Raw genomic sequence first — 10,571 nt, forward strand, 5'->3', positions numbered from 1 at the left:
CACCATGACCAACCCGACCGGCTACACCCTCGAACACGCGTTCGCCCGCGATGTCCTCACCATCGCCGTCAACGGCGGCATCAACCACTGGGCCCGCGTGCACGGCTACCTCATCGACTGCCCCCCAACCGACGTACGTGCCGAAGGAATCGACGCCCGCGATGAACGGTCGCTGTGGCACCTCGACCTCGACAACGTGCAGGAGGCCATCACCAAGCTGGCGACGCACCCCGAGGACTGCTTCGCCCCTGACAGCGGCATCGATGACACCTTCCGCTCAGCGATTCCCGCCCTGTTGCCTGCGATCCAGAGCGAGCTGGCCACCAACGGCTACCCCCGGGCCCGGTTCTACGCCGACCGGGTCGACGCCACCATGGCCGACCTCGTCGTGCAGGTCGCCGTCGCCGACGAGGTCATCTACTGATGAGCGCCAACGACACCGTGACCATCTCGATGACCGAGACGGTCACCTACGAGATCACCCTCACCCACGCGCGGCTGGCAGAGATCCTCGACGTGCCCGCCGCCGACGTCCCCGCCCTGCTCGCCGACATCGACAACTGGGCTCCCACCGGCCCGATCGAGGACCACAACGAGTTGCTCGACGAGATCGACTGCGACACCTACCGCGCAGGGAGCGAAGACCGCACTTGGGCGGTGCGCGCCGCGCGGAACACGGCCCCGGTCATCACGGACCCGAGCGACATCACCGACGACCTCCGCAGCGCCGCCGCCGACCGCTGCGAGCAGCGCGCCCGCGCACTCATCGCCCAGGGCGTCGCGGAGGACACCGCCCTCGCTCAAGCCGCCGACGAAGCGGTGCTGTTTACCCGCGACCTCACCCAACTAGCGCGCCTGCGCAGCCACACCCTGGCCGAGCTGACGCGGGCCTACGACGGCAACGTCTACCGGCTCCTGCGCGACCTCGGCGACCACCTGGACCTGAGCCTGGCCTACATCGACCGCGCCACCATCAACGCCCATGTCGAACGCAGCCTGACCGACGCCGAATGGCAGGCCATCCACGGCCACTTCACTGCGATGGACTTCGACGATCACGTCGGCGAGCAGGGCACCTTCCGCACCGAGTGGATCGAGAGCGTCCTGGACAAGGCCGGTGTCCCCGGTTACGGCTTCACCACCGAGGGCCACCCGACCACCAACGCGCAGAGCAGCGCCGCATGAGCGCCCTCGGCGACGGCCCCGGTCAGCTCACGGCGCCCGCGCCCAACGCCCTGGTGCTGCCCGGCTTCGTCAGCGAGGGCTGGACCGACATCGACTTCACCGACCTGTTCGCCGGGGCCGGCGGCTCCTCGATCGGGCTCGTCGCGGCCGGGCTGAACCTGTCCCTGGCGGCCAACCACTGGAAGCGCGCGATCGAAACCCACGCGACCAACTTCCCCAACTCCGACCACCTGATCGCCGACGTCACCAACTACGACATGCGCCGGTTGCCGCGCACCAAGGTCCTGTGGGCGTCCCCGTCGTGCGTGTGGCACTCCCCCGCCGGTGGCAACAAGAGCGAGGACCAGATCCGCGCGGAGCTGGACGCCACCTTCGACGACTACGTCCCCAACGAGGCCGCCGAGCGTTCCCGCGCAACCGCGTTCGACGTCATCCGCGCCGCCGAGGTCCACCGCTACAAGGTGATCATCGTCGAGAACGTCGTCGAGTTCGCCACCAAGTGGAAGCTGTTCGACTGGTGGAAGGCCGGGCTGGAAAACCTCGGCTACACCGTGCAGCTGATCAGTGTCAGCAGTGCCCACGTCGGCAGCGAAGGCAACGACCCGGCCGCCCAGTGGCGTGACCGGCTCTACGTCTACTGCACCGCCCAGGGCGTCCCGGTTCCCGACGTCAGCCCGCGACCCACCGCGTGGTGCTCGGACTGCGACGAGACCGTGGCCGCCGTCCAGTCCTGGCGCCGCCCCAACCAGCGCAAGGTCGGCAAGTACCGCCAGCAGTACGACTACCGCTGCCCCAACGCCCGCTGCCGCTACCGCATCATCGAGCCCTACGTCCGCCCGGCCGCGTCGATCATCGACTGGCACGACCTCGGGACCCGCATCGGCGACCGCGCCACAGAAGGCAAGCGCCCCTTGGTCGCAGCCACGATGCGCCGGATCCAGGCCGGGCTTGACACCTTCGGCGTGCCGACGATGCTCAACGTCAACCACGGCGTAGGCGAGGACGGCCGCGCCTACCCTGCCGCCGCAGCACCGGTTCCGGCCCGCACCACCAAGACCGGTGACGGTCTGGCCTGCCCCCCATGTTGGTGCCGGTCGGCGGCGGCTGGAACGACACCTGCAGCAGCACCGAGCACCCGATGCGTACCCGCACCACTCGTGACATCGAGGGTGTCTGCACCCCGTCACCGGCTACACAGCCGTTCATCCCGATGCTGCGCAACCACGCCGAGGCGACCGGGATGGATGAGCCCCTCGCGACAATGGCCACCGCCCGCCACCACGGGGTCACCGTCCCGCCCGGGGCGTTCATCTCCAAGAACCACGGCGGCCTGGACTACGCCGCGATCGGCCACATGAACAAGGACGTCGCCGACCCGATGCCCGGCCTGGTCGCCCGCCCCAACATGTCGCTGGTCATCCCCTACCGCAAGGGCCGCACCAAGACCACCAACGAGCCGCTGCTGACCCAGGCCACCGTGGAGGCCGCCGGGCTGGCCACCCCGGCGATCGACATCAACGACTGCCACTTCCGGATGGTCAAGCCGCGTGAGTCAGCGCGGGCGCAACGGATTCCGGACTCCTACCGATTGACCGGCAACGGCGGCGAGCAGCAGATGCAGGCCGGGAACGCCGTCAGCAGCAACGTCAGCCAGTGGCTGGGCGCGATCACCGTGCAGGTGCTGTCATGAACGGCGACTCAGCCGAGGACCTGACGGCGACCAGTGTCACCGACGACCTGGCCAGCCCGGAGGAGACCGCCGAGCTGCGGGGCGAGGCCCTGGCCTGGCAGCAGATGCTGCACCAGGCCTCGGCTCAGCTCGCCAATCTAGCCGCCTACCCCCACAGCCGCCTGCGGCGGCGCGCGCTCGACGCCGCTGCAGAACATGCCCGCTCGGCCGAGAAGCTGCTCCGCGCTCTCGACGACGTCCTGGACGCCAAGCAGAGCGACGCCGGGCGCAGCCTGTCCACTCGGCAGCTGTCCGCGCGGGTCGAGCGCGAACGGCGCGTGCTGGAAGAGGCCAACTGATGGCCGGCACGAGCACCGAGCAGCTGGACCTGTTCGCCGACCTCGACGCGGCGGCCGAAGCTGTCGCCGAGGCCGAACGGCAACGGGTCTTCGACACGGCTCCCCCGATCTTCGGCGACACCGTGCGTGGCTTCTTCGCTCGCGTCCGTGCCGCCCGCGAGTGGGACGAGCAGTACGGCCACTTCGACTGCCTACGCCGTTCGCACGCCTGGCGCGACGAGATAGGCGGGACGGGCTTCGGACGAGGACGCATCCCAGCCACCGACCAATGCCAACCGGTCACCCTCACCGCCGACCTGCGCTGCGAGCACTACAACAGCGACTGCAGCTGCGTCGGCGACCTGGTCTACCGAGGCGCATGCCTGCACTGCGCGTGGGAAGGCGAGATCGGCGAGGACCACAACGCAGCGGTCGAGGACGCCCACGACCACGCCTGGTCCGGCTGGCGCGACCTGCCGATCGTCGACCGTCGGCCCGAGCCCGGCACCAGTGCACGCCAGCAGGCGACGATGGCCAGCTGGGTCGCCGCCGTCAACGACGTCTACCCGGCAGGGTGGCTTGAGAGCGGCGGCCCGATCCGCACCGTGCGCGGCTACTTCGGTACCCGGCACGTCCCCGCCTACACCGGCTTCGGCGGCTACGACCTGTGCGGTGAAGTCCGACCCGACCCGGACCGGGAGCCGGTCCGGTGAGCGCCAACCGGGTCTGCCCGGAGTGCCGGTTCACGGGCAGCTACGCCACCGACGCGATCGCCGACTACCAACACGGCAGGCACTCCTGCGCCAAGCAACTCCGGCGAGCCGAATGCGCCCGACGCCGAGCCGAACGACGCGCCAATGGCATCAAGCGCGACTGCGACCACCAGCGCGCTCACCACGTGCACGGCACCCGCACGGCTTACGTCCGCGACCGGTGCCGCTGCCAACGCTGCACTGCCGCCAACACCGCCGCGAGCAGATGCGCCAATCGTGACCGGGCCTACGGCCACTGGCAGCCCTACATCGACGCCAGCCCGGCCACCGCGCACATCCACGTGCTGCGCGCGTCCGGGTTCGGCTTGCGGCGCATCGCCGACCTGGCCCACGTCTCGACCAGCACCCTGCGCGCCCTGCTTGGCACCGGCCCGGACGGTGCTACCGCGCGAGCCAAGATACGACCCGACACCGCCGCCCGGATCCTCGCGATCGAACCCGAGCGCGCAGCACCCGCCGCGTACAGCAAGGTAGACCCGACCGGAACCCGCCGGCGCCTGCAAGCACTCGTCGCGATCGGCTGGACTCTGGCCCAGCTCGCCGTACAGCTTCACCGCACCACAACTCATCTGACCCGCACCCTCGCGGCCGCGCACGTCACCGCGCGCACCGCAAAGCAGGTGCGCGACCTGTACAATCGGTTGTGGAACGTGCGTCCCCCCCAGCACACCAGCGCCGAGCGCGCAGCCGTTGAGGCTGCGCGAACCGCGGCCGCGCAGCGCGGCTGGCTGCCGCCGCTCGTTTGGGACGACATCGACTCCGATCCGGACCCAGACCCATACAAGCGCGATCAGGCATCCGCCGGCGCCGCCGACATCGACGGGATCGCCATTGAACGAGCGGTCGCCGGCGACGGCGTCCGCCTGGACCAACTGACCCCGGCCGAGCAGGCCGAAGTTGTCCGTCGCATGACCGAACGCGGCAAGTCGATACGCGACATCGCCACCCAACTGAGCACCACCAGACGCACCGTCTCTCGGAGGCGAGAAACAGTGAACGCGACATGACCAGCGCCGCACGCGTGACCCGACTCAACGCGCCTGCGCACAGTCCGCGCCTGACCAACGCGACGGCACGAAGGAGCACCACAATGGTCACCACCAATACGCCGCAGGCTAACTACGTCGGCCGACTCCTGACGCTGGCGTGCACGCCGCCCTTACCGGATGGTTCCCGGAGGGCTGGCGGTGCCCGGCTGTGTATGGCTTCCGACCAACGGTGCTACCGCACTCGCTGTGGAAGGAGCTGATGGCAATTCGTGGGCCGCGACCCAGCGACGTTGCCCATCGGCCGAGCGCAGCTTGAACCGAAGCGTCCGTTGCGCCCGCTCGATGAGCGCGAACATAGCTGGGAAGTCCCGGGCGGTGCCGCACAGCAGATCGAGTTCCTGTGTGGCCACCCCGGGGGTCAGCGGGCCGGGACACGGCACCAACAGGTGATACGAGGCCACGCCGTCGACGCCGCGGACGTCACCGACGCCAGCTACTGCCTCGATGAAGACGGTGTCGTTCGGGGCCAGCGAGCTGAACTGGAAAGTCACGTCGTCCGTCCGCGACTCCGACGTCGGCAGTGGCCGGCGGCATGCGACGAGCGCCGCCTCGGCCAGGAGGTCGCGTCCCAGGTGCCGCAGTGCGAGGTCGTTGACGAATCCGCCGACCCGGCCGTTCACCTCGATGATTCGCGGACCAGCCGCGGTCAGCTTCAACTCGGTGTGGGTCATCCCGTTGCGAAGGCCCAGTGCGGCCAGCGCCGACGAGGTGAAGTCGCGGGCTGCTCGGGCGGTCGCATCGTCGACCGGAGCGGGCCAGAACTGACCCGACTCGCGGAAGGGCGGAACGAGCGCGAACTTGCCTGTGATGGCGATGTGCTCGACGACGCCGTCCACAGTGTTGGACTCGACGCCGACGTAGTCGCCGAACCGACCGGACGGCACGCCGACGAGCAGTTCCTCGAGCTGAAAGGTGCGGCCGTCCCCCGCGCTCAGCAGCCGGGTGGCCGTAGCCGAACCGGTGTCGGTGTCGTCGATCAGGTAGCTGTCGATGCTGCCTTCCCCGACGGTCGGCTTCAGCACCGCCGGAAGACCCACCGCGGCCACCGCGCCCTGCCAGTCCTTGGCGTGGCGGAGCTGCGCGAAGCGAGGACCGGGCAGGCCAGCAGCATCCAGGGCGATGCGCTGAGCGTTCTTGTCGGTGAGAAGTCGAGCGGTGTCCCCGGCATGGAAGGTGTGCCCCAGAGCGGCCGCCAGCGCGCTGGCCTCACGCAGCCGCCGATCACTGAAGGTGACCACGCCGTCGGTCGTCCCGACGGCCCGAACCGCCTGCGCTGTGGTTTCCGCGTCGATCCAGTCCACCGCCGGCGCGAACGCGCAAATGATGGGCTCCATGGCCACCGCATGCTCGGACGGCGCGAGCACGAAGATCAGGTCGGCGACCGCACCGACATGCCGGACGATCTCTAACGGAGAGGCGGAGCCCACGTCGTACACGACCACGACGGTCGGCTTGGCCGGTGAAAGTTCGGTCACCACTCGGCCACCTGATCGGCATGCAGCGCCTTGCCCAGTGTCTCGACAGCAAGGCGATAGATCTCGTCCACGGCCGCGCCCGTGAGGGAGGAGAACTGGTGCGCGGTCTCGAAGCCGCCGTGGCGGAGCAGCCGGTGGCGGTAATCCGGCAGCGGATCGCGCTTGCCGAGCAGCCCGAGCCACTGCCGGGTGCCGGGATAGGGGCTGTTGACGTTCAACGCGACGCACCCGTCCGGCATCAATCCCTCGCGGTGAAGTTCGGCGACCAAGCGAAGCGTGGTCATTCGCTCTGCGCTGCTCTCACCGAGGCCGAACTGGAGCGAGGTGCCGATCCGCACGCCGGCGGCCCGGCACCAGCCGGCCACTTCTCGCAGCCGTTCAGACCAGCTCAGCCGAGCATTCGTCCGGCGCAACTGAAGCACCTTCTGGACGGCGTCCGGCGTCGGTTCGGCCGACTCCAGACCGAAGTAGATGTAGGTGCAGCCGCTGTCGGCCATTCGCCCGACCATCGCCTCGTCGAGGTCATTGATGGTGGTCTGGCAGCCCCATTCGACCCTTCCCGGAAGCTCCGCGGTCACCAGCGGCAGGAACTGCGCCAGCCACGCGGGATTCTGAGTGAAGGTGCTGTCGTCGAAGAAGAGCGCCCGGTAACCCTGTTCGTAGCGCAGTTGCATCTCGGCGATGACATGCCTCGCCGTGCGTTGCCGAAACTTCGACGAGGCATAGAGAAAGGCATCGGCCGACTCGTGGCAGAACGAGCACGAGTACTTGCAGCCGAGGCAGGCCATGATCTGTGCGGTCAGCTGACCCTCGAAGACCGGAAATCGATTGGGCCGTGCCAGCCCGCGGGTGTCGAAGAATGGAAGCTGGTTGGCATCGACGGTGGACCCGCTGAGCGGCAGCCGGCACACCTGCCCGGTGCTGTCGTCCCAGAACGACAGCACCCCGCTGCCCGGCAGCGCGGCGAAGTTCGCCCGCCGCCGCAACAGGTCGGCCTTGACCGAGGCCAGGTCACCGTCCGGCGAGTCGGCCACCGCCTGCAGGATCTCGACCATGGCGTACGGGGCATCGCCGGCGAAGACGAGATCGACCACCGCCCGCTCGGACGGCGCGGCAAGCGTCTCGAGGTCAGCCAGCCGGTCGCGGGCGGCGTCGGACAGCTCGAAGTCGGCGTAGATGGCGCGTTGCCGCTCCGGCATGCGGCTGACCCGCTCGCTGGCTGAGCGATACACGAGCGGGTTGACGCCGTCCTCGTGCTGGCCGCCGAACAGCACGACCGCAGACGGCACCTCCTCCTTCACGATCGCGGCCACTCGCAGGGCGTAGTGGTGACCCTCGGAGAGGTTGCTCACGCCGACCAGCACGGGCCGGTGCACTCTTAGCACCCGACGCAACTCTGCGACGAAGTCATCGTCGTAGACGCCGGGATTGAGCACGGCGACCGTCCGCGGCGTGCGCTGAGCGGGAAACTCATCGATGAGGACGAGGCGATCGGCCAGGCTGGTTGCGTACAGCAGCGGCGTCGGCATTCCCGGAAAGGTCCCTGTCACGCCGCGCTCGATATGGGGCGCGCTCACGAACAGCACCGGAAAGTACTTCAACACCTCCCGGGAAGGGGCACCGTCGCCCAGCCGCTCGCGCAGCTGCTCCGCTGTCCGCCATAAATCCTGCTCGCGTTGCAATGCAGCCTCGGACACGTCGAGCGGCGACCCGCCGTCACCGGGATACACGCACCAGTCGCGCTCATGCCTCAGCAGGCCGTCGATGCGGGCTCGGCGCTCGGAGCGGATGCGGGTGACAACATCGTCGGTCACGGCGGAGTCTGTCCTCTCGGCGAGGGGTAGCGGGGAAACGTCCACCGCGTCAACCCTTCGACGCCGGTGCAAGCGCCTGCCGCAGCACGACCGCCAACTCGGGATCGGCGAGCAGTCGCGATCCGGGCGCATCGAACCGCCGGCAATTCCCCTCGGCGGCCGGTCCGGCGACTCCCGGATAGTCCGCGGAAACCAGCACCAAGTCAGCGGCGTCTAAGGAGTTGCCGGCGTGCGCGGCCGCCACGAGGTAGGCCAGGTAGCGGTTCCAGCGCGTGGTCAGCTGGTCGACGAAGGCAGCGCCGAGGCCAACTTGCTCGGCCGCCGTCTCCGCGGCCCGCCGGTACCCGGCCGCCAGCGAGCAGGCCAGTGCGCCGACCCGCTCAACCCTCATCGAGGCGCCCGCGCCGGGTGTGGCATCTTCGGAACGGGCACCGAGCGAAGCCAGGGCGGCCAGGTACTCGTTGACGATCGTCCTCTCATCAACCACCTCCGGGTCGATCACCGCCAGGAACGGCCGGCGTGCCCCGTCGGCGAGCCGGGCGGCGAGTCCGGCTGCGAGGGGCGCGCCCGCGCAGTAGCCGATCACCGCGTCGACGGTGGTGATCGCCTTTCCCAGCGCGTCGGACAGCTTGTCCAGGTAGGTCCCCGCTGCCTCGATCGGCGCGGCTAGACGGGCCGGCTGACTGACCAGGAAGTGGCTCGGCCCGAAGTGCTCTGCCAGATCGGCCAACCGCGCCTCGCCCCGTGCCGCTTCGAAGCCGACCACCAGCACGGTGAGCTCGCCGTCGTGGCGACAGCCGTTCCAGACCTCGGGACGCTCAGACATGGGCGTCCGCCCAGAACGAGCCGTACGTGCCGAGCGGGCGGGTGGGCGGCCCTCCGAAGTACGGCTGCTTGCCCATGGCGTCCGCCAGCACATCGAGGCCTTCGAGGAACACCTCGTACGCCTGATCGGGGGTGGCGTGCGCGCTGCTGAACACCGGCGGCAAGTCCTCGTGGTACCGGGAGTAGTCGTGATGCTCGATGTTCATGCCGAAACGTTGCGGATCGGCGTACATGGCGCTGCCTGGATAGGGCACCAGGCCGAACAGGTACGACGCCTGCAGCAGGTCCCGCTCGATGAGCGACGCCACCCAGTCGAGGCTGCGGCGCATGTCGTTCAGGCTCTGATCGGGAAAGCCGTTCACCGTGAACGCGCACGCCGCCAACCCGGCGTCGCGAATGCGTTCCAGCGTCAGCTCGCAGTCGCGCAGTTTCATCCGGTGCTTGTGCGCGTCGAGACTCTCTTGCACGCCGGTCTCCAGACCGATCTCGACCCAACGGCATCCACTGTCGCGCAATGCGTCGAGCACGCTGGAATCGGTGAGGCAGTTCAGCCGGGTCTGGCAGTCGTAACCGATGTCGCCTTCGGCTGCCAGGGCGGCGAGCAACTCCAGCGTGTGGTCGCGGTGCAGCGTGAACGTCTCGTCACCGAAGTAGATGTTGTGGTGGGCACCGTAGTAGTCGCGGTAGGCGCGGATCTCGGCCAACACCCGCTCGACCGGAAAGTAAGCGGGCTTACGGCCGATCGTTTGAATAGTGCAGAAGGTGCACTGGTACGGACACCCCAGTGCATACACCTGACGCAGGTACCGGATGTCGCCACCGGCGGAGGGCGGAAAGAGGTCCACCTTGGGCCACGGCATGTCAGCGGGCGAGACATCGGGATAGCTGAACGGCGTGCGCACGCAACGGGTGCCGTCGGAGTAGACCAGGTGACCGACGGTGTCGGGCCGGGTCACGCCTGCGGCCAGCGCGTCGAGCAGGGCCGGCAGTGCCCGCTCGCCGCGTCCGGCGATCACGTAGTCCACCGCTGGGTGAGAGGCCACTAGCTCTGCAAGCGGCGTTGCGACGACCCCCCCGAACACCGTGTGCGCCGACGGATAGATCGCCTTCGCCTGCTGGGCAATCTGCTGGGCGAAATGCAGGTTCACGGTCATCGGCGAGAAGAGGTAGCAGTCGGCCGGGTGCTCCCGAAGGATCCGCTCGACCGCGACCGGGTCCAGGCGTGAGGTCTCTCCGACCACGCCAGGCTCGGTATAGAAATCGAGCACGTCCAGCTCGCTGTAGCCGTGGGCCTGCAGCGTGCCGCCCAGCCAGTGCATCCAGTGCGGCAGCTCCCACATCGGCCGACGCATCTCTGGCAGGTCCGGATGGGTGGACTGGTACTGGATATCGAAGCGTTGCCAGAAGAGCTGCCGCTGGGGCACTGGAACCGTTGTCATCGGG

Annotated in this window: 11 protein-coding genes; 7 read left to right on the forward strand and 4 right to left on the reverse strand. The window is 68.8% G+C overall.

The window, feature by feature from the left end; genetic code table 11:
* Positions 1-4: 4 nt before the first annotated feature.
* Genes RM423_RS12935 through RM423_RS12965 form a run of 7 tightly spaced genes read left to right on the forward strand, consistent with a single transcriptional unit; the run spans position 5 to position 4,972 of the window.
* The gene (locus RM423_RS12935; RefSeq protein ID WP_311423446.1) at positions 5-424 is read left to right on the forward strand and encodes a hypothetical protein; all 420 of its coding nucleotides are present in this window, start codon (positions 5-7) and stop codon (positions 422-424) included.
* Entirely contained in the window at positions 424-1,185 is a 762-nt protein-coding gene (locus RM423_RS12940; RefSeq protein ID WP_311423447.1) for a hypothetical protein, read from the forward strand. The genes RM423_RS12935 and RM423_RS12940 overlap by 1 nt, the downstream gene beginning before the upstream one ends.
* Positions 1,182-2,543, forward strand: a complete 1,362-nt coding sequence (locus tag RM423_RS12945; RefSeq protein ID WP_311423448.1) for a DNA cytosine methyltransferase — start codon at positions 1,182-1,184, stop codon at positions 2,541-2,543. The genes RM423_RS12940 and RM423_RS12945 overlap by 4 nt, the downstream gene beginning before the upstream one ends.
* The gene (locus RM423_RS12950) at positions 2,447-2,875 is read left to right on the forward strand and encodes a class I SAM-dependent methyltransferase (protein WP_311423449.1); all 429 of its coding nucleotides are present in this window, start codon (positions 2,447-2,449) and stop codon (positions 2,873-2,875) included. The genes RM423_RS12945 and RM423_RS12950 overlap by 97 nt, the downstream gene beginning before the upstream one ends.
* Positions 2,872-3,213 (forward strand): hypothetical protein, encoded by a 342-nt coding sequence (locus tag RM423_RS12955; protein ID WP_311423450.1) that lies wholly within the window; start codon positions 2,872-2,874, stop codon positions 3,211-3,213. The genes RM423_RS12950 and RM423_RS12955 overlap by 4 nt, the downstream gene beginning before the upstream one ends.
* Positions 3,213-3,905, forward strand: a complete 693-nt coding sequence (locus tag RM423_RS12960) for a DUF6349 family protein (protein WP_311423451.1) — start codon at positions 3,213-3,215, stop codon at positions 3,903-3,905. The genes RM423_RS12955 and RM423_RS12960 overlap by 1 nt, the downstream gene beginning before the upstream one ends.
* On the forward strand, positions 3,902-4,972 hold the full coding sequence (locus RM423_RS12965) for a hypothetical protein (RefSeq protein WP_311423452.1): 1,071 nt from the start codon (positions 3,902-3,904) through the stop codon (positions 4,970-4,972). The genes RM423_RS12960 and RM423_RS12965 overlap by 4 nt, the downstream gene beginning before the upstream one ends.
* Before the next feature lie 152 nt (positions 4,973-5,124).
* Here RM423_RS12965 and RM423_RS12970 read toward each other — a convergent pair whose 3' ends face one another.
* The 4 genes from RM423_RS12970 to RM423_RS12985 are packed head-to-tail and all read right to left on the reverse strand — an operon-like array spanning position 5,125 to position 10,567.
* Positions 5,125-6,489, reverse strand: coding sequence for an ATP-grasp domain-containing protein (locus tag RM423_RS12970; protein WP_311423453.1), 1,365 nt, complete (start codon positions 6,487-6,489; stop codon positions 5,125-5,127).
* Positions 6,486-8,303 (reverse strand): B12-binding domain-containing radical SAM protein, encoded by a 1,818-nt coding sequence (locus tag RM423_RS12975; protein WP_311423454.1) that lies wholly within the window; start codon positions 8,301-8,303, stop codon positions 6,486-6,488. The genes RM423_RS12970 and RM423_RS12975 overlap by 4 nt, the downstream gene beginning before the upstream one ends.
* A gap of 49 nt (positions 8,304-8,352) precedes the next feature.
* On the reverse strand, positions 8,353-9,129 hold the full coding sequence (locus tag RM423_RS12980) for a hypothetical protein (RefSeq protein ID WP_311423455.1): 777 nt from the start codon (positions 9,127-9,129) through the stop codon (positions 8,353-8,355).
* Complete coding sequence (locus RM423_RS12985; protein ID WP_311423456.1) at positions 9,122-10,567, reverse strand: B12-binding domain-containing radical SAM protein; 1,446 nt, start codon at positions 10,565-10,567, stop codon at positions 9,122-9,124. Before RM423_RS12985 ends, RM423_RS12980 begins: the two co-directional genes overlap by 8 nt.
* Positions 10,568-10,571 lie beyond the last annotated feature (4 nt).

This window comes from Jatrophihabitans lederbergiae (assembly GCF_031845305.1).
Classification (GTDB): domain Bacteria; phylum Actinomycetota; class Actinomycetes; order Mycobacteriales; family Jatrophihabitantaceae; genus Jatrophihabitans_A; species Jatrophihabitans_A lederbergiae.